This is a genomic window from Streptomyces armeniacus (genome assembly GCF_003355155.1).
Classification (GTDB): Bacteria; Actinomycetota; Actinomycetes; order Streptomycetales; family Streptomycetaceae; genus Streptomyces; species Streptomyces armeniacus.
The window spans coordinates 5,973,855-5,992,444 of record NZ_CP031320.1 but is presented as its reverse complement, the minus strand read 5'-3'; the positions used below and the strand labels follow the sequence as shown (position 1 = coordinate 5,992,444).

General features: G+C 70.7%; 17 protein-coding genes. 13 read left to right on the top strand and 4 right to left on the bottom strand.

All coding sequences use genetic code 11. The features are described 5' to 3' along the window. The first annotated feature begins 84 nt into the window (after positions 1-84). Positions 85-1,332 (top strand): alpha/beta hydrolase, encoded by a 1,248-nt coding sequence (locus DVA86_RS26040; RefSeq protein ID WP_245997179.1) that lies wholly within the window; start codon positions 85-87, stop codon positions 1,330-1,332. A 38-nt stretch (positions 1,333-1,370) separates the two neighbouring features. On the opposite strand, the gene DVA86_RS26035 is transcribed toward DVA86_RS26040, so the two are convergent. From DVA86_RS26035 to DVA86_RS26025, 3 genes are all read right to left on the bottom strand, one after another. Continuing rightward, a complete protein-coding gene (locus DVA86_RS26035; protein ID WP_222623365.1) occupies positions 1,371-2,243 on the bottom strand; it encodes a 5-oxoprolinase subunit C family protein in 873 nt (290 codons plus the stop codon). 193 nt (positions 2,244-2,436) lie between these two features. Next, positions 2,437-3,075, bottom strand: coding sequence for a 5-oxoprolinase subunit B family protein (locus DVA86_RS26030; protein ID WP_245997178.1), 639 nt, complete (start codon positions 3,073-3,075; stop codon positions 2,437-2,439). Positions 3,076-3,206: 131 nt separating this feature from the next. Continuing rightward, positions 3,207-3,968, bottom strand: a complete 762-nt coding sequence (locus tag DVA86_RS26025; RefSeq protein ID WP_208881889.1) for a LamB/YcsF family protein — start codon at positions 3,966-3,968, stop codon at positions 3,207-3,209. 81 nt (positions 3,969-4,049) lie between these two features. Here DVA86_RS26025 and DVA86_RS26020 point away from each other — a divergent pair, with 81 nt between their 5' ends. The 10 genes from DVA86_RS26020 (at position 4,050) to DVA86_RS25975 (ending at position 13,967) form a co-directional block, all read left to right on the top strand. Further along, positions 4,050-4,772, top strand: a complete 723-nt coding sequence (locus DVA86_RS26020; protein ID WP_208881887.1) for a GntR family transcriptional regulator — start codon at positions 4,050-4,052, stop codon at positions 4,770-4,772. A gap of 280 nt (positions 4,773-5,052) precedes the next feature. Beyond that, positions 5,053-5,775 carry a DUF969 domain-containing protein gene (locus tag DVA86_RS26015; protein ID WP_208881885.1) on the top strand — a complete coding sequence of 241 codons (723 nt, stop codon included), beginning with the start codon at positions 5,053-5,055 and terminating at the stop codon, positions 5,773-5,775. Then, a complete protein-coding gene (locus DVA86_RS26010; RefSeq protein ID WP_208881883.1) occupies positions 5,772-6,740 on the top strand; it encodes a DUF979 domain-containing protein in 969 nt (322 codons plus the stop codon). The genes DVA86_RS26015 and DVA86_RS26010 overlap by 4 nt, the downstream gene beginning before the upstream one ends. A 674-nt stretch (positions 6,741-7,414) precedes the next feature. Further along, positions 7,415-7,669, top strand: coding sequence for a hypothetical protein (locus DVA86_RS26005; RefSeq protein ID WP_208881881.1), 255 nt, complete (start codon positions 7,415-7,417; stop codon positions 7,667-7,669). A gap of 403 nt (positions 7,670-8,072) precedes the next feature. Then, complete coding sequence (locus tag DVA86_RS26000) at positions 8,073-8,660, top strand: class I SAM-dependent methyltransferase (RefSeq protein WP_245997176.1); 588 nt, start codon at positions 8,073-8,075, stop codon at positions 8,658-8,660. Next, complete coding sequence (locus DVA86_RS25995; protein WP_208881879.1) at positions 8,657-10,039, top strand: N,N-dimethylformamidase beta subunit family domain-containing protein; 1,383 nt, start codon at positions 8,657-8,659, stop codon at positions 10,037-10,039. The genes DVA86_RS26000 and DVA86_RS25995 overlap by 4 nt, the downstream gene beginning before the upstream one ends. A 14-nt stretch (positions 10,040-10,053) precedes the next feature. Beyond that, positions 10,054-11,181 (top strand): glycosyltransferase family protein, encoded by a 1,128-nt coding sequence (locus DVA86_RS25990; protein ID WP_208881877.1) that lies wholly within the window; start codon positions 10,054-10,056, stop codon positions 11,179-11,181. Positions 11,182-11,186: 5 nt separating this feature from the next. After that, positions 11,187-12,785: a hypothetical protein gene (locus DVA86_RS25985; protein ID WP_208881876.1), complete on the top strand. Its 1,599-nt coding sequence runs from the start codon at positions 11,187-11,189 to the stop codon at positions 12,783-12,785. Next, positions 12,766-13,317, top strand: a complete 552-nt coding sequence (locus DVA86_RS25980; protein ID WP_208881874.1) for an FkbM family methyltransferase — start codon at positions 12,766-12,768, stop codon at positions 13,315-13,317. The genes DVA86_RS25985 and DVA86_RS25980 overlap by 20 nt, the downstream gene beginning before the upstream one ends. Further along, positions 13,314-13,967, top strand: coding sequence for a histidine phosphatase family protein (locus DVA86_RS25975; RefSeq protein WP_245997174.1), 654 nt, complete (start codon positions 13,314-13,316; stop codon positions 13,965-13,967). Before DVA86_RS25980 ends, DVA86_RS25975 begins: the two co-directional genes overlap by 4 nt. 32 nt (positions 13,968-13,999) lie before the next feature. Here the strand turns inward: DVA86_RS25975 and metG are convergent, their stop codons facing one another. After that, positions 14,000-15,721, bottom strand: coding sequence for a methionine--tRNA ligase (gene metG / locus DVA86_RS25970; RefSeq protein ID WP_208881873.1), 1,722 nt, complete (start codon positions 15,719-15,721; stop codon positions 14,000-14,002). Positions 15,722-16,038: 317 nt separating this feature from the next. On the opposite strand from metG, the gene DVA86_RS25965 reads away from it, so the two are divergent. Then, a complete protein-coding gene (locus tag DVA86_RS25965; RefSeq protein WP_208881870.1) occupies positions 16,039-17,328 on the top strand; it encodes a nucleotide sugar dehydrogenase in 1,290 nt (429 codons plus the stop codon). 11 nt (positions 17,329-17,339) lie between these two features. After that, the gene (locus tag DVA86_RS25960) at positions 17,340-18,269 is read left to right on the top strand and encodes an NAD-dependent epimerase/dehydratase family protein (RefSeq protein ID WP_208881869.1); all 930 of its coding nucleotides are present in this window, start codon (positions 17,340-17,342) and stop codon (positions 18,267-18,269) included. Positions 18,270-18,590: the final 321 nt, after the last annotated feature.

Here is an 18,590-nt window from a genome sequence, read left to right as displayed (position 1 = left end):
TTTCACCGTTCCTTCCCACGCCGTTCCTTCCCACGCCGTTCCTTCCCACGCCGCGCGTTCATGGCGGCCTCCGGAGCTGCCGCCGTGGCAGCCCTGTCCGTCGCGGCACCCGGCGCGCCCGCTGCCGTACGGCGCGCCAGGCCGCCAGACGGCGTGCGGCAGGGGCCCGTGCGGCTGCGGCTGCCCGCACCCACAGGGCCGCACGCCGTCGGTACGGCGCAGGCGCACCTCGTCGACCGCGCGCGGCGCGATCCGTGGCAGGACGCGGCGCCGTGGCGGGAGTTGATGGTCAGCGTCTGGTACCCGGCCTGGCGCACCGGTGGGCACCGGCTCGCGCCGCACATGCCGCGCGGCGCGGCCGAGCGGTTCGCCGCCGACCGCGCACCCGGCCTGGGAATACCGCGCGGGACGGTCGACTGGGCCGCGACCCGTACGCACGCGCGCGAGGCCGCCCCGCCCGACCCGCGGGGCGGCCGGCGACCGGTGCTGATCTACTCGCCGGGCACCGGCGACCCGCGTACGTGGGGCACCGTGCTGGTCGAGGAGTTGGCCAGCCGGGGCTATGTGGTGGTGACGGTCGACCACACCTACGAGTCCCCGGCCGTGCAGTTCCCCGACGGCTCGGTCAAGGGCGCCGAACCGATGCTCGCGGAGTTCGAGGAGGCCCGGAAGAACGGCGCCGTTCCGGCGCTGCTGGAGAAGGTGCTGCGGGTGCGGGTGGCCGATCTGCGGTTCGTGCTGGACGAGTTGGGGCGCGGGCTGCCGTCTGACGTCTCACAGCCCGTGCGGTCACCGGACTCCCCGCTGGCATCGCTCCTGCCGCTGGTTGACCTGTCGCGCGTGGGCGCGTTGGGCCAGTCCGCGGGCGGGATCACCGCGGCGCAGGGCATGTACGAGGACCGGCGGATACGCGCGGGCATCAACCTCGACGGCACCCTCGAGTACAACCAGGAACCCAACGGCACCAATCTGATGCCCGTCGCCAAGCACGGCCTGGACCGGCCGCTCCTCCTGATGGGCAGGCACGGCAGCGACCACACGACGGAGCCGTCCTGGCGGGTGTTCTGGTCCCGCACCCTCGGCTGGCACCGCGACCTGACCCTGCGTCACTCCAAGCACCAGTCGTACACGGATCTGGAAGCCCTTCTGCCGCAGACGGGGGTGGCCCGCGATGTCGTGCGGGACGGCATAGGCACGGTCGACCCGGACCGTGCGGTGGCCGCTGTACGGGCGTACGCCACGTCGTTCTTCGGCCGCTGGCTGCGTGGCCACGACGATCACCTGCTGGACGGCCCGTCGCCGCGTCACCCGGACATCGCGTTCGTGCCCTGAGCGCGGCCACCGGCTGGGGGCGGATCCGCGTCGGCCGCTCAGCTCGCCGGGACGAAGCGGACCGGGGTGCCGGGGGTGGCCTGGGCGGCGGCCGGCAGGGCGTCCTCCGGGACGACGCCGATGACCGGGTAGCCGCCGGTGACCGGGTGGTCGGCGAGGAACACCACCGGGCGGCCGTCCGGCGGGACCTGGACCGCGCCGAGTGCCATGCCCTCGCTGGGGAGTTCGCCGTCGTACGCGCGCTCCAGCGCCGGGCCGTCCAGGCGCAGGCCGATGCGGTTTCCGGCGGGGGAGACTCGGTAGTCGCCGGTGGTCAGGGTGTGCAGGGCGGCGGGCGTGAACCAGTCGGCGCGGGGCCCGGGCACGACGGGCAGGACAAGTTCGCGGGGCGGCGCCTGCCATGGGGCGGCCTCCACGTGAGCGTATGCCCCGCGCACGCCGTACGGTGCGCCGAGCCGCAGCCGGTCGCCGTCGCGGAGCGGTGCTGGGCCCAGTCCGGAGAGGAGGTCGGTGGCTCGGCTGCCGAGGACGGGTTCGGCGTCGACGCCGCCCGCGAAGCCGATGTAGCTGCGCAGCCCGTACGTGGCGGGGCCCGCCTCCAGCACGGCTCCCGCGGGCAGCCGTACGGGGCGGCCCCAGGGCGCGGGCCGCCCGTCGACGGTGACCGGGCAGGGGGCGCCCGTGACGACGGCGACCAGCGGGGCGAGGGCGCGTACGGCGCAGCCGGTGAGCGTCGTTTCGAGGGTGGCGGCGGTGCCGGGGTTGTGCAGCAGGCGGTTCGCGAGCCGGTGCGCGGGCTCGTCGAGCGCGCCGGAGCGCGGGACGCCCAAGTGGGCGTGCCCGGGGCGGCCCAGATCCTGCACGGTGGTGAGCGCTCCGGCCCGTACGACCTCCAGCGCGGGCGTCGGCACGGGCGCGGGCGCTGACCGGCCCGAACCGGTGGCGGACGGCCGGGTGTCGGCGGGTTCGCCACCGCCGCGCGCGGATGGGTCCTGTGCCGACGCGTGCGGGGTGCGGGCCGGTGGTGGCTGAGGGCCGTCCTCAAACGCCGGACGGGCTGGGGGTGGTGCGGCGGGGCCTGTGCGTGCCGGGCTCATGGCGCGGTCACCCCTCCACCGGGACGAAGCGGACGCGGGTGCCCGGTGCGAGCAGCGCGGCGGGGCTGCGGTCGGGGTCCCACAGGACCGTGTCGACGGCGGTGCCGATGAGCTGCCAACCGCCCGGCGAGGAGCGCGGATAGACCCCCGCGTACGCGCCCGCCAGCCCGACCGCGCCGGCCGGCACGCGGGTACGGGGGCTGGGGCGGCGCGGCACGTGGTACTTCTCGTCCAGGCCGGTCAGATAGCCGAAGCCGGGCGCGAAGCCGCAGAAGGCGACGCGGTACGCGGCGCTCGCGTGCACCCGTACGACCTCCTCCTCGGCGACGCCCCACAGGGCCGCGACATCGGCGAGGTCGGGGCCGTCGTAGCGGACGGGGATGCGCACGGCGGACTCCGCCGTGCGCGAGAGCGGTGGTATCCGCCAGCGCGGCAGCTCCTCCGCGAGGCGCCGCGCCTCGGCCAGCCCCTCCAGGAGGACGGTGCGGGCGCCGGGCACGATCTCCCGTACGGGTGGCAGCGTGCCGTCGGCGCGGCGGCGCAGCAGTTCGGCGTGGAGGGCCTCGGCGGCCTCGGCGGTGGGGAGTTCGACCAGCAGGCCATGCCTGCCGACGGGCAGCACGGTCACGGGCGGTGTGGCGGTCACGGGCGGAATGGTCACGGGCGGTGTGGCCCCCGGCTGCGCGGTCACCGGCCCCGGCGTCGCGCCCCCGCGCGTACCGGAGCCGGGCGTACGGGAGCCGCGCGCGGCGGAATCGGGCGTGCCGCCTCCGCCCGTCACGAGAAGGCCCTGACCGTGACCCCGGCCGCCGCCAGTTCCTCGCGGACCCGGCGGGCCAGGTCCGCCGCGCCCGGCGTGTCCCCGTGCAGGCAGAGCGAACGGGCGCGCAGCCGCAGCGGCTTGCCGTCGGCCGCCGTGAGCCGCCCGTCCCGGGCGAGCCCGACTGCCCGCTTGAGCACCTCGCCGGGCTCGGTGAGCACCGCGCCCGGTTCGCCGCGCGGTACGAGCGTGCCGTCCGGCCGGTAGCCGCGGTCCGCGAAGGCCTCGGCGACGGTGGGCAGCCCGGCGTCCTCGGCGGCGGCGTGCAGCGCCGAACCCGTGAGCCCCAGCAGGGGGAGCGGCGTACCGGCGAGGCGTACGCCCGCGACGACCGCCGCGGCCTGCTCGGGATCCTGGGCGGCGCGGTGGTAGAGCGCGCCGTGCGGTTTGACGTAGGAGACGCGGATGCCGGCGGCGCGGGCGAAGATGTCGAGGGCACCGATCTGGTACGCGACTTCGGCGGCCAGTTCCGGCGCGGGCACGTCCATGGCGCGGCGGCCGAATCCGGCCAGGTCGCGGTACGAGACCTGGGCGCCGACCCGTACGCCGTGCGCCGCCGCGCCCTCGCAGACCCGGCGCATGGTGGCGGGGTCGCCCGCGTGGAAGCCGCAGGCGACGTTGGCGCTGGTGACGTAGGCCAGCAACGCGTCGTCGTCGGTGAGGTGCCAGCGGCCGAAGCCCTCGCCCAGGTCCGCGTTGAGGTCGATGGGTCCGTTCATCGAAGGCAACGTATGCGATTGTTCAACGATTCAGCAAGGCTCGTGTTGTCTCGGTCCTGAATCTGGGTTTGACTGTGCCGCATGACCGCCGACGCCTCCGACCTCGCCACCGGGCTGAGTGAACTCGCCGCCGACCGTGCGCTGCTGAGCCGTACGAGCACGGCCGAACGCGTCGCGGCGATCCTGCGCGGGCGGATCGCGCAAGGGCTGTTCCGGCCTGGTGTGCGGCTCTCGGAGGAGCGGATCGGGGGCGCGCTGGGGGTCTCGCGCAACACGCTGCGGGAGTCGTTCCGGCTGCTCACGCACGAACGGCTGCTGGTGCACCGGCTGAACCGGGGCACGTTCGTACGCGTCCTGGACGTCTCCGACATCCACGACATCTACCGCGTACGGCGCCTCGTGGAGTGCGCCGCGCTGCGCGGCCTCGGCGAGCCGCCGTACCGGCTGGACGAGGTGCGCGCCGCCGTCGAGGCGGGCGAGCAGGCCGCCGAGAAGGGCGACTGGCAGGAGCTCGGCACCGCCAACATACGTTTCCACCAGGCCATCGCGGGGCTCGCGGACAGTCTGCGCGCGGACGACATGATGCGCGGCGTACTGGCCGAACTGCGGCTGGCCTTCCATGTCATGGCGGACCCGCGGCGCTTCTACGAGCCGTACCTCTCCCGCAACCGGGAGATCCTGAACACGCTCGACGCCGGCGACGCGGCAGCCGCGGAGCGGATGCTGGGGTTCTATCTGGAGGACTCCCGGCGGCAGTTGATCGAGGCGTATCCGGACGAGCCGGAGTCCGCCGGCCGCCGCTGAGCCGTCCCTCCGGCGGTCAAGTCCACGGCTGCCACGCCGTCACGCCGCCACGCCGCCACATCGCCGTACCCGCCACTGCCCTAGCGGTGTGCCCAACGGCCCTCACGTGCGGGTCCGTTGTGGCTCGGGGCCGTCCTCAAACGCCGGACGAGCTTGATTGTGCGCGACCCTCTTGTGGGATCGTTGAACGATCCTCTAGTCTCCCGGCAATTCGCTCCACACGACCGTACGGAGGAGCGCCCGGTCCGGAGGCGCCCCGCGCCAGGAAGGCAGACAGCGCATGGTGGTTCTGCTCGGCGTCCTCGTGGTGATCCTCGGATTCGCCACACGACGCAATCCGCTGCTGGTGGTCGGGGTGGCCGGGATCGCCACCGGGCTGCTGGGCGAGCTCTCGCCCGTGGAGATCCTGCGGGCCTTCGGGGACGGCTTCGCGTCCAGCCGTTCCGTCACGATCTTCGCCATCACCCTGCCGGTGATCGGCCTGCTCGAGCGCAACGGCCTGCAGCAGCAGGCCCGTACGCTCATCGGCAAGCTCGGGAAGCTCACCACGGGCCGCTTCCTCGCCCTCTACCTCGCGCTGCGCCAGCTCACCGCCGCCTTCGGGTTGCAGAGCATCGGCGGCCCGGCGCAGAGCGTACGGCCCATGATCGCGCCCATGGCCGAGGCCGCCGCCGAACGCCGCAACGGCGGCCGCCCGCTGCCCGAGCGCGTACGCGAGAAGGTGCGCTCGCACTCGTCCGCGACCGACACGGTCGGGCTGTTCTTCGGTGAGGACTGCTTTCTGGCGATCGGTTCGATCCTGCTCATCACCGGCTTCGTGAACAGCACCTACGACACCCACCTCGAGCCGCTGTCGCTCGCGCTGTGGGCGGTGCCGACGGCCGTGTGCGCGTTCCTGATCCACGGCGCGCGGCTGCTCCGCCTGGACGGGACGCTGGACCGCGAACTGGCGGCGTCCACCGCGGACTCCGCGACCGAGGCGGCACAGGAGAGTGCCAAGTGATCAAGTCCGAGTGGTTCTTCTGGCTGGTCGGCGCCGCCTTCCTGATCATGGCGCTGCAGATGACCGTCGACCGCAGCAACCCCAGGCGCTGGGGCTCAGCCGCCTTCTGGGGCCTGCTGGGCATCTGCTTCGTCTACAGCACGTGGGTCGTGGACAAGTCCCTGCCCGCCGAGCCGCTGGGCGTCGCCGTCCTCGCCATGATCTGCCTCGGCGGCTTCGAGTTCACCGGCAAGGGCGTGCCCCGTACGACGAACGAGCGGGAACGCACCGAACTCGCCGCGCGCTGGGGCAACAAGCTGTTCATCCCCGCGCTCACGATCCCGCTGGTCGCCGTCCTGTGCTCGGCGGTCCTCGACAAGTGGAGCATCGGCGGCGAACCCGTCCTGGAGGACGGCAGCGAGACGATCCTCGGGCTGGGCATCGGGGCGATCATCGCGCTCGGCGTCGGCATGTGGGTGCTGCACGAGCGCAGGCCGACCGTGCCGGTGCACGCGGGCCGTTCGCTGCTGGAGTCGATGGGCTGGGCGCTGCTGCTGCCGCAGCTGCTGGCCGTCCTCGGATCCATCTTCCAGGCGGCGGGGGTCGGTACGCAGGTCGGCAAGATCACGGAGCAGGTGCTGCCGGACGGGCAGCGGCTGGCAGCGGTCGCGCTGTACTGCGTCGGGATGGCGGTCTTCACGATCATCATGGGCAACGCGTTCGCCGCGTTCCCGGTGATGACGGCGGCGGTCGGCTGGCCGGTGCTGGTCGAGCAGATGGACGGCAACGCGGCGGCCGTGATGGCCGTCGGCATGCTCGCCGGCTTCTGCGGCACCCTCGTCACGCCGATGGCCGCGAACTTCAACCTGGTGCCCGCCGCGCTCCTCGAACTCAAGGACCAGTACGGGCCGATCAAGGCGCAGGCCCCGACGGCCGCCGCGATGCTCGGCTGCAACATCGCGATCATCTACCTCTTCGCCTTCTAGCTCGCGAGGCCTTCCAGCCCTCCAGCCCTCAGCGCCCCACCGGCGCACCCGCACCAGGCGCGCACCGCGACCGCACAGCCCGTACGGAGGCTCCCATGCCCGCAACCCCGAACGTCCGCCTCACGCCACAGCCCGCCCCCGCCCCCGTTCACGCTCCAACGGCGCCTCTCGGGCCCGGTGGCACCACCCCCCAGGTCATCGGTTCGACAGGGGGGAACAGCCATGCCAGGCCCGGAGGCCAGCGGCCCTCTTGCAGGACCGCAGAAAACATAACGGGGGGGTCCCTGTGAGTCCAGGGGGTGGGGACTCGTAGTCCCGTGCTCCCCGCGGACGCGGGACCACGGCGGCGTCAAGCATGGCCCGAAGAGAACTCACGCATCGGACCGTCTGCCTCTTCGCCTCACGACGGCTCCTTGTGCTGCTCTCTCACGGCATGGCGTACGTCGCTTCGACTGTGATCCGTGATCCCGGCGACCACCCCCTCGCCGTGCGCATCTGCCTGACGCTCTACCGAGGGCTCGGAGCCACGGTCAGAAACCGACGGTCTACCGCTTCAGCGGGACAACCGTCTCGATCACCAGCTGCCCATCCCCGCCCGGCGGCTCACCCAGTTCCCCAGTTCCGAGCGCCCCGCCGACTGGGCAGTCCGCGCGCTCCTCGCGCTGGGGCTCCTGGTGACGGGCGTCGTCGTAGGGCTGCTGGGGCCGCTGCTGGCCATCGCCTGCGAAACGTGCGAAGACGGCGTCCGCAACCCCCGGTTCGGCGACACCCTGATCACCGTCGCGCAGCTGGCTGTACCGCTCACCACGCTGGCAGCCGGCGCTGGCACCTTCCTCCCTCGCCAAGGCGTACGAGTAGGCCTCGCAGGTCTCGGAACGCTCATCCTGCTGCTGATCACGATGCTGGCGCTCGGCGAAGTGGCGGCCTGACGGCGGCGCGAACCGCCCCCGGACGGCCGCCTACGTAGGCAGCGTGCCGACGAACACGCGGATCGTGGCTGCTGGACACCCGACCACACCGCAGGCTCGGGCGGCCCAGGGCGCGGACCGCTTCCTCGCCCTGGCCGGCGTACCTCTTCCGGTGAGTGGGACAGCTCACTCGCCTGAGGGGCACAGCTGCTCGAATACCCCGGCTCTCGCCGGGACATGTATGGGGTGGTATGGCCACTCAGTTGAGTACGAGGATGCTGTTATCCCGTGTTGCGGAGACGACGACGGCCGATCGTTCGCTGCGACGGCGCGGGGTGGTTCCGTGATGGGTGCGGCACCTGTTGATCGGGCTTGGCTGGACCGGCAGATCGCGTACTACCGTGCACGTGCCGGGGAGTACGACGTGGGCTACGAGAGCCGCATGCCGATGCCCGTGCTCCAGACTGCGCTCGAGCGCCTTCCGGTCTCGGGAGACGTGTTGGAGCTGGCGTGCGGGAGCGGACAGTGGACGCAGCTGCTCGCCTCTCGGGTGCGTAGCCTCACGGCTGTCGATGCGGCGCCCGAGATGCTGGCCCTGGCCCGCCAGCGGGTCCCGGACCGTGCAGTTCGATTCCGCCAGATTGATCTCTTCGACTGGCAGCCGGATCGGCGGTACGACACCGTCTTCTTCGCCTTCTGGCTCACTCACGTCCCGATGGATCGCATGCCCGGCTTCTGGTCCGCCGTGCGCGCCGCGTTACGGCCCGGCGGACGCGTGGTCTTCCTCGACGACGGCAGCGTGAAAGCGCAGCTCGAAGACGCCACCAGTGCGGCAGGTGGTGCTGTCGTACGCCGCTGTCTGAGGGATGGCTCAGAACACCACGCCATCAAGGTCTTCCACACCCCTGACAGCCTCACCGCGCTGTTGGCCGGGTTCGGTTGGGACGCGTCGGTCGGCACGATCGACCAGTACCACCTGTCAGGCGTCGCGGCCCCGTCGGAGGTCGGATGACCGACTCCTCCACCGCGATATCCGGCTATCCATCCCGCGCCAGTGTGCGGGCGGGCGAGCGCTTCTTCCTCCATGTGGCGACTGACGCGCCCCGCTTCCGGGCAGAGTTCTACCGTTTCGGTGATCCCGTACGACTTATGGAGCGCGTCGAGTGGCCGGGCAAGTCCGCGGAGCCGGGGCGTTTCGACGAGGACTGGCGTTGGCCCGGCTTCGAGTTCCTCGTTCCCTCCGATTGGCCCTCCGGCGTCTACATCGTGGTTCTCGCCACTGAGCCGGAGTCTCAAGCACCGCCTGCTCTGGATGCCCGCTCCGCCCGTGTTCTCTTCGTGGTCACGCCCTCCCGGGGGTCCCGGCGGGCGGATGTCCTCTACAAGGTGCCGCTGTTCACCTACCACGCGTACAACACCAGCGGCGGCGGAAGCCTGTACGGGACGCTGCGTCCCGTGGACGACCCGGCCGCGGTGCGGGGTGCCGGCGTGTCTCTGCTGCGTCCCGGTGGCGGAGTGGGCGGGCCGGTGAAAGGGCTGCCGGATGCCTACGATCCGTCCTCTCCGCGGCAGACCTTCGCCCACTGGGACATGAAGTTTCTCGCGTGGCTGGAGCGTGAAGGCTTCACCTGCGACTTCTGCACCGACCTCGATCTCCACGAGGGCGCGGTGCTGGAGGACGGCTACCGTCTGTTGCTCTCCGCCGGGCACGACGAGTACTGGAGCGCCGAGGTTCGGGCGCACGTAGAGGGTTTCCGGGACTCCGGTGGCAACATCGCCAACTTCGGGGCGAACACGTGCTGGTGGCGAGTCGTAGTCTCGGCCGACGGCAGCGGGCTGCTCTGCGAGAAGTTCCCGCCGGACGCGCCCCGCGGCGCGAACCCCGACGGTCTTCGCGGTGCCCCGGACCACTGGTGGGAGACGGAACCGGAGAACGCGCTCACCGGAGTCAGCTACCGCAACGGCGGCGGTCACTGGGAAGGGCCGCGCGCCGGCCTCGGATTCCGTGTCCAGCATGCCGACAACTGGGTCTTCGCGGGGACGGGGCTGCGTGACGGCGACATCCTGGGCGAAGAGAGCGCGCTTGTCGGCTACGAGTGCGACGGAGCGGCCTTCACCAGAGGTCCCGACGGGCGCGTACGGCCCAGCGGCGCCGACGGCACGCCGGGGACCTTCCGCATTCTCGGTATCGCAGAGCTTCCCGAGGAGCCAGACCATGGCTGGCACTTCGCCGCCCGTGAGCCCACGACTGCCCCTCGCGCGGCAACTCTCGGGCTCTACGCCGCCGGAGGAACGGTCTTCACCGCAGCCACCACCGACTGGGCTCGCCTGCTGGAGACAGACCCCCACGTACGGACGATCACCCGCAACGTGCTCACTCGACTCACCTGACGGAAGGACCCAGCATGCCGGCGCCGTCGCAACTGGATGTCGTGATCGGAGTCAACGGCATCGGCATGGGCCACTCGGTACGCGAGAGCGAGATCGCCCGTCACCTGCTCTCCCGGGGCCATCGCGTACGCGTCATCACCACCAGCGCTCCCCGCGCGCGCTACTTCCGCGAGCAGGGCATCTCCGTGCTGGAGGCGTGGATGCCGACCTTGATCGAGCACGAGCACCGTATTCGTACGCGCGACGCCGTACGGAACAACGCCCGCTACGTCCTGTCCGGTCTCCGCAGGCACCGCGTGGTGCGCCGCCTGATCGAAGAGGGCGGCATACCGGATGTCTTCCTCACCGACTACGAGCCCAACGCGCCCCGCCTCGCCTACCACTTCCGCCGGCCGCTGATCTCCGTGGACCAGCAGAGCAAGTACCGGCACCTGGATCTGCCGCCGATCCACCCCTACTCGTGTGCCCCGGACCGGCGGCGGCTGCAGCTGTTCGCTCCCCGCGCCGACCGCTCCTTCATCTGCTCCTTCGTGCCGCTCACCTCGCGCGACCCGACGCTGGAATTCCTCCCGCCGGTGATCCCCGACGCCCTCCGCACGGCACCCGTGACCACCGAGCCGATGTGCGTGGGCTACTTCTCCCGCTACTTCAGCCACGGGCCGGAACCCTCCGTCGCCCGCCTGTCCGCCATATTCCGGGACAGTGCACCGCACCTCCGGCTGCGCCTGTACGCCCAGCCCGCCGACATGCCGCACCTCGCCCGCCACGAGGGCGGCAACGTGGAGATCCGCGCCTTCGACCGCGACGCGTTTCTCACGGACCTGGCCCGTGCGCAGGCTGTCTTCTCCAACGCGGGCTTCAACCTCATCGCCGAAGCGATCGCCTTGGGGAAGCCGCTCTGCGTGGTGCCTCTGCCGACGTACGACCAGCACTGGTGCGCCCGCTCCGTCACGGCGTACGGCCTCGGCGTCGATGTGCCGCGCCTGGAAGAGAAGCCCGTACGGGACTTCCTGCATCGCGTTCCCGAACTCGCCTCGTCCGTCCGTGAACACCGGCAACGCCACCTGGCCGATGACCCTCGCGAACGCATCGCGGCCTACCTGGAGGGGACGCGCTCCGACTCTTCGTCCCCCACCCGGTAGCCGCCGTGGCCGAAGCGCTCGCAGAGCACACCAGCATCGCGATCAACGTGGCGGCGACGGCGTCCTGCTACCGGTTCGCGATCTCACCGGGCGTCCGCGCCCTCTCCAGACGCTTGGAGAGACCGCCCGACCGCCGCCGTCGGATAACGGCAGCGGTGGTGACCGGGCTCGCGGTGCTGACTCCCGCCGGACTCGCGGCCCTCCAGACACCGCCCTCGGCAGGGCCCGCCCGCTGGTTACTGCTGGCCGTACTCGCCCTGCTCACCTGGAAGTTCAGCACGACCGACTACGACCTGACCCGCCCCCTGGCCCTGCAACGCCGCGCACGCCGGCTCCTCGTCCTGCTCGCCTTCGGGGGCGCGGTGTGGCCGCCTCTCCTGCTGTGCTGGCTCGCCCTGGCCTGCGGCCGACTGCACGGATGGCAGCACCACGCGATGATGCCGCTCCGCCTCCTCAAGGCCTATGTGGCGTGGTACGTGGCGGCGCTCCTGCTGACCGGCGCCGTTTCCCCGAGCGCCGCCCAGGACGGGCTGCTCCTCACGCTGTGCTGCGTCGCCCTGTCCCACTACCTCAAGGCGGCATGGAGCAAGGCCCGCCTCGGGCCTCACTGGTGGTCCTGGAGCTGGCACAACCGTACGCACTGCCTCATCGCATCCGCCTACTCCTGGGGCTGGGCCCGCTTCCTGCCGCCCCGCACGGCGACCACCGCGCTACGCACCGTGCAGCCGCTGAACCGGCCGCTGAACGTGGCTGCCATGGCCGTGGAGCTCTCCCCGCTCCTCGCCTTCTCCCACCGCTGGGCACTGATCGCGTCGCTTGCGGCGACAGCGATGTTCAACACCGTCGTCGCCCTCACCTCCGGCATCCTGTTCTGGGAGAACATCTGCGCCAACGTGGGCCTCGCGCTCACCGTTGCGACGTGGCCCCGGGACATGTCCGGCTGGCCGAGCACTCTGTTCGCGTTGGCGCTGCTGCTGCTCGCCGTGGCCGACCGGATCTGGCAGCCTTGGCATCTGGGCTGGTGGGACACGCCGTTCACCGCTCGTATCCACTGGGAAGTACGTACGGCCGGCGGGCGCCGCCTGGGTCTGTACAACAGCTTCATGTGTCCGTACGAGCGTGAATTCGGCCGCGTCCTGGGCTACTTCCTCAGCGAAGAGCCCATCCTGCACGGCCACCTCGGCACCGTCTTCGACCACGAGCTGCGCGACCGCATCCTCGACGCGGACGCGGACCCCGAAGCCCTCGCCCGTCTCAAACAGCTCCACGGGCACGTACACGCCGACCCCGCCCAGGCCGGCCGCCATCTGGACTTCCTCCGCACGACCTTCTCCCGGCTCAACTCCGGCGCTCCCAAAGGACCGCTGACGGGCCGTCTGCGCCGGCTGAAGGCCCCCGGCGGTCAGCTCTTCTCCTGGGGCGACCTGCCGCCGTACCGCGGGGACGAGCCCGTCGACCGCATCGCCATCCGCTACGAGGAGCGCTACTACCGCTCCCGTACGCGGGAGTTCGTGGTCCTCACCGATCAGCCGCTCCTCGAACTCGACATCACCCCGACCGCCACCGAGCCGACCAGGAGCACCCGTGCGAAAGATCTTCGTTGACTGCGGCGCGAACCTCGGACACGTCCTGCACGACTTCATCAATGCCCTGCCGGACCACGACTTCTACGCCTTCGAGCCCAACGCCGAACTCCTCCCCTCCCTGCACACAGAGATCCAACGCACCGGCCACCCCCGCGTCCATGTCCTGAACAGCGCCGTGTGGACGCACGACGGGACGATCGACCTGTTCCTCGGACATCACGAAAGCTCCACCGTGATGCCCGGCAAACGCGTCCCCCCGGTCTATGACCAGCAGATCGACTACGCCGCCCCCGTGCCCGTACCAGCCGTGGACTTCAGCGCCTGGCTACGCCGCACCGCAGCCCCGGACGACGAAGTCACCGTCAAGATGGACATCGAGGGAGCCGAATACCCCGTACTGAGCCGGATGCTGCACGACGGCACCCTCGGCCTGATCACCACGCTCCACATCGAGTGGCACCACGACCGCTTCCCCGCCATGCCCCGAGCCGAACACGATCAGCTCTTCGCCGAGGTCTCAGCCCGCATCGACGTACGGGAGTGGGAATGAGCACGGCCTCCATCCCGCCGAAGCGGATCCTGCTGCTCAAGCACGGCGAGACCCTCGAGAACGCCCGCGGCATCCATCAGGGCCGAGGCATCGGCGGCACCCTCAGCGACCAGGGCACCAAGGACGTGGACCTCGCGGCCGGGACCCTGAGCGCGAACGGCATCTCACCCGAGGCGATCCTGCGCAGCCCCATGTCCCGCTGCCGCCAGTCCGCCGCGCTCGTACGTGCGCACTTCCCGCACGCCACCGTGCATGAAGACGACCGCCTGGCCGCGAAGGACAGCGGACATCTCTCCGGGCTCCCGAGGCACGCGGCGGCCGACGAGGCCGCCCGCGAGGGCGTACCCATCCATCAACTCCGCGCTCCTGGTGGCGAATCCTCCGAAGACGTACAGGCCCGGTACATCTCCCTGTGCCATGCCGTGTTCGCCACCCCGGCCCGTACGACGGTCCTGCTGGGGCACGGCGGCGGGTTCGCCTGCCTGCTGCTGTGGCTCACCGGCATCGGCTGGGACAGCTACCTCGACCACGTCCCCGCTTCCGGCGCGCTCTCCCTCATCGAGCAGAGCCACGCCGGGCCGAGCCTCGCGCTGATCAACGTCCGGCCCGCAGAACTGGGCGACGCCCTCTCCGCCCGTGCAGCGCCGTGAACGGCGGCACGATACGAGCGGAGAGCGGCAGCTCAGCCCTCCTCCGGCTCCCCGCCGAAACGCTCCCGGTACGCCACCAGGTCGTCCTCGGTGATCTTCTGGAAGAGGACGGGCGGCACCGTGAACCCGACGCCGGCCGGTACGGCGTTCAGCGCCTTCGCGTCCTGCGCGCTCACCCACCGCGCGTCATCGTCGGGAAGATCGAAGGCGGCCCGCATGGTCTTGGCGGAGGACGGGATGAAGGGCTCGGAGACCACCGCGTACAGGTGGATGAGGTTCATGGCCGTACGGAGCGTCAACGCCGCCGCGTCCTTGTCCGTCTTGATCTCCAGCCAGGGCGCCTTCTCCTCCAGATACACGTTCCCCGCGCTCCACAACGCGCGCAGCGCGGCAGCCGCCTTGCGGAACTGCAGGTCCTCCATCTGCTGTTCGTACTCCGCGAGCAGCCCCGCGACCTCCTCGCCCAGCGCCCGCTCGGCCTCCCCCGCCTCGGCGCCTGCCGGGACCTCGTCGCCGAAGCGCTTGCGGGAGAAGGACAGCACGCGGTTCACGAAGTTCCCGAGGGTGTCCGCCAGGTCCTTGTTGACCACGGAGGAGAACAGCTCCCAGGAGAAGGAGGCGTCGTCCGACTCCGGGGCCGAGGCGATCAGGAAGTAGCGCCAGTAGTCGGCGGGCAGCAGCTCCAGCGCGGCGTCCGTGAAGATGCCGCGGTTCTGCGAGGTGGAGAACTTGCCCCCGTAGTAGTTGAGCCAGTTGAACGACTTGACGACGTCGACCTTCTTCCACGGCTCGCGCGTGCCCAGCTCAGTGGCCGGGAACATCACGGTGTGGAAGGGGACGTTGTCCTTGGCCATGAACTCCGTGTACCGGACGCTCTCGTCGGCCTCGTACCACCACGACTTCCAGTCCCGGGCGGCCGGGTCTTCGTCCGCCCACTCCTTCGTCGCGCCGATGTACGCGATCGGGGCGTCGAACCACACGTAGAAGACCTTGCCCTCGGCGGCCAGCTCGGGCCAGGTGTCAGCGGGGACCGGCACTCCCCACTCCAGGTCCCGGGTGATCGAACGGTCATGCAGCCCCTCGGTGAGCCACTTCCGCGCGATCGAGGTGGAGAGGAGCGGCCATTCCTCGGCGCGCTTGTCGACGAACGCCGCGACCTCGTCCGACAGCTTCGACTGCAGCAGGAACAGGTGCTTGGTCTCACGGACCTCCAGCTCGCTGCTGCCGCTGATCGCGGAGCGGGGCTCGATCAGGTCCGTGGGGTCCAGGACTCGCGTGCAGTTCTCACACTGGTCACCGCGGGCCTTGTCGTAGCCGCAGTGCGGGCAGGTGCCCACGATGTAGCGGTCCGGCAGGAACCGGCCGTCGGCGACGGAGTAGACCTGGCGGACCGCGCGCTCCTCGATGAAGCCGTTCGCCTGCAGCCGGCGCGCGAAGTGCTGAGTGATCTCCACGTTCTGCGGCGAGGAACTGCGGCCGAAGTAGTCGAAGGCGAGCCCGAAACCGTCGTAGATCGCCTTCTGCACCTCGTACTGCTGGGCACAGAAGTCGGCGACGGGCAGCCCGGCCTCCTTCGCGGCCAGCTCGGCCGGCGTTCCGTGCTCATCGGTCGCGCAGATGTAGAGGACGTCGTGATCGCGCTGGCGCAGATACCGGGAGTACACATCCGCCGGGAGCATCGACCCGACCATGTTGCCCAGGTGCTTGATCCCGTTGATGTAGGGAAGCGCGCTGGTGATCAGGTGTCGAGCCATCCTTGGATGCTCCCTTTCGAACGTACGGCGCCGATGGCGGTATCCCGGCGAGCCCGGGACCGGAGGCCGCAGCAGGGCCGGCCACTCAGCCTCACCTCACGGTCACGCACCGTGAACGGGGGATCTGTGGGCTGCGCCCATGGTAGCGAATCACGCAATCGCCCCCGCCACCGTTTTCCGGCGGCCTCACACGCGGCCACAAGGAACGCCCGGCCGTACAGGACAGGCGGCCAAGCGAGTCCCGTACGGCCGGGCTGCCCACATCCTACGTCCCCGGCGACCCTGCCCGATCACGCTCCGTCTGCGAGGAACCCAGCATGATCGAAAACGTAAAGCCGCAGCGCGTCGTTGTCGTCGGGCAGGGCTACGTCGGGCTGCCCCTGGCCGTCCGCGCCGCCGAGGTCGGGCACCACGTCCTGGGCTACGACGTGGACGCGGAACGCATCAAGCTCCTGCTCACGGGCGACACCTACGTCGAGGACGTCCCGGCCGGGCGACTGCGACCGCTCCTCGCCGCAGGCGCCTACCGCCCCACCATCGACCCCGGGGACTGCGCCGCCTTCGACATCGGCGTGGTCACCGTCCCCACTCCCTTACGCGACGGCGTCCCCGACACGTCTCACATCGAGGATGCGGCACGAACGCTCGGCCCTCATCTCACACACGGCGCAGCGGTCGTACTGGAATCCACGACCTACCCCGGCACCACCGAAGAGATCTTCGCCCCGGCCCTCGAAGCCGCCTCCGGGCTGCGGGCCGGTGCCGACTTCCACGTCGGCTACTCCCCCGAGCGCATCGACCCGGGCAACCGCCAGTGGACCCTGGAGAACACACCCAAAGTCGTCTCCGGCATCGACCCCGCCTCTGCCGCTGCCGTCGAGCGCTTCTACACCACCCTCGTCGACACGGTCGTCCCGGTCCGCGGCTGCAAGGAAGCCGAACTGGCCAAGCTGCTGGAGAACACCTTCCGGCACGTCAACATCGCCCTCGTCAACGAACTCGCGATGCTCGCCCACACCTTGGGCATCGACATCTGGTCCGCCATCGACGCCGCCGCCACCAAGCCCTTCGGCTTCCTGCCTTTCACCCCCGGCCCCGGCGTCGGCGGACACTGCCTGCCCATCGACCCCTCCTACCTCTCCTGGCACGCCCGACGCACCTCGGGTCACGGCATCCGCTTCATCGACCTCGCCAACGACATCAACGACGGAATGCCCGCCTACGTCGTCGACCGCCTCACCCGCGGCCTCAACACCCGCCGGAAGCCCGTCAACGGATCCCGCATCCTGCTCCTCGGCCTCACCTACAAGGCCAACACCGCAGACGCACGCGAAACACCGGCCGCCCGCATCGCCACCCTCCTCACCGAACTGGGCGCCGATGTACGCGCAGCCGACCCGCACCTGCCTGACGGCCTTCCCCCGAGCAACTCCGCGCTCGCCGCCCTCCCCCGAGTCGAGGCCACAGCCGAACACCTGGCAGCAGCCGACGCCGTCGTCCTCCTCGCCGACCACGACGCCTTCGACTACGCACACATCACCGCACACGCCCGCTACGTACTGGACTGCCGTCGCCGTCTCACCGGGCCCCACATCGAAACCCTCTGAAGGGAGCTCGCATGCATGTCGTCATCACGGGCGGCGCCGGATTCATCGGCAGCAACCTCACCCGCGCACTGACCCGCCACCCGGCATTCGGCCAGGTCCGCGTCGTCGACAACCTCTCAACCGGCTCGAAGAGCAATCTCACCGGTCTCGACGTCCAGTTCCTCGAAGGAGACGTCCAGGACGCCGGCCTGCTCAACGAAGCCTTCCGCGACGCAGACGCGATCGTCCATCTCGCCGCTCTCCCGTCCGTACCACGTTCCTTGAAGGACCCCCTGGCCAGCCACCACGCCAACGCCACCGGCACGCTGCAAGTCCTCGAAGCCGCCCGCCGCGCCGGCAACCTCCACGTGATCGCCGCGTCCTCATCCTCCGTCTACGGCGCCACGCCGGCCCTCCCCAAGCACGAGGACCTCCCTACGGCCCCGATGAGCCCGTACGCCGTCACCAAACTCGCCACCGAGGCATACCTGACGGCCTACCACCACAGCTTCGGCCTCCCGGTCCTCCCCCTCCGCTTCTTCAACGTCTACGGCCCGGGCCAGCGCGCCGACCACCCGTACGCCGCCGTCATCCCCAAGTGGATCGCCGCCATCCTCGCCGGCCGCCCCCTCACCATCCACGGCGACGGCACCCAAACCCGCGACTTCACCTACGTCGGCACGGTCTGCGACCTCCTGACCGACGCCCTCCTCCGCACCGTCACCCACCCCACCCCAGTGAACCTCGCCTTCGGCACCCGCACCTCACTGCTCGACCTCGCAGCCGAACTCGAACGCGCCACGGACACCCCAACCACCCGCAACCACACACCCCCACGCCCCGCCGACGTCCCCCACGCCCACGCCGACGCAACCCGCCTGCACAGCCTCTTCCCCGGCGTCACCTTGACACCGCTCCGCGAAGGGCTCCGCCGCACCGTCGCCTGGCACCAAAGCATGTAACCCAACGCGTCTACGGGAGGGTGCATCGGCCCTTGCGAAGCTGTTCAGTTACGGCGGATTCCTGGTGAGCGCGACAACACGGCGGAAGCAGGATTCGGAACCGATGTCGGAGCCTCCGGTCTGACATTGCTTCAGGACGCCCCTCGCGCAGCTCAGGAACGCCTCGAAGTGTTCTGACGCCTCGGCGGGCACCGCAAGGCGCTTGGTGCGCTACCTCTGAACTGTGGAGGCTGCCTCGACACTAATCTCAGCAAGGGATTGACTGCATGGCTACTCCGAGTCCTGTACGGTGGCTGCGAGCTCCAGAGAGGGTCCACCAAG

Excerpts from the sequence above, each read along its gene's own strand:
- DVA86_RS26025 (WP_208881889.1), bottom strand. The coding sequence starts at position 3,968 with ATGAACGGACCCATCGACCTCAACGCGGACCTGGGCGAGGGCTTCGGC.
- DVA86_RS26020 (WP_208881887.1), top strand. The coding sequence starts at position 4,050 with ATGACCGCCGACGCCTCCGACCTCGCCACCGGGCTGAGTGAACTCGCC.
- DVA86_RS26015 (WP_208881885.1), top strand. The coding sequence starts at position 5,053 with ATGGTGGTTCTGCTCGGCGTCCTCGTGGTGATCCTCGGATTCGCCACA.
- DVA86_RS25995 (WP_208881879.1), top strand. The coding sequence starts at position 8,657 with ATGACCGACTCCTCCACCGCGATATCCGGCTATCCATCCCGCGCCAGT.
- DVA86_RS25990 (WP_208881877.1), top strand. The coding sequence starts at position 10,054 with ATGCCGGCGCCGTCGCAACTGGATGTCGTGATCGGAGTCAACGGCATC.
- DVA86_RS25975 (WP_245997174.1), top strand. The coding sequence starts at position 13,314 with ATGAGCACGGCCTCCATCCCGCCGAAGCGGATCCTGCTGCTCAAGCAC.
- metG (WP_208881873.1), bottom strand. The coding sequence starts at position 15,721 with ATGGCTCGACACCTGATCACCAGCGCGCTTCCCTACATCAACGGGATC.
- DVA86_RS25965 (WP_208881870.1), top strand. The coding sequence starts at position 16,039 with ATGATCGAAAACGTAAAGCCGCAGCGCGTCGTTGTCGTCGGGCAGGGC.
- DVA86_RS25960 (WP_208881869.1), top strand. The coding sequence starts at position 17,340 with ATGCATGTCGTCATCACGGGCGGCGCCGGATTCATCGGCAGCAACCTC.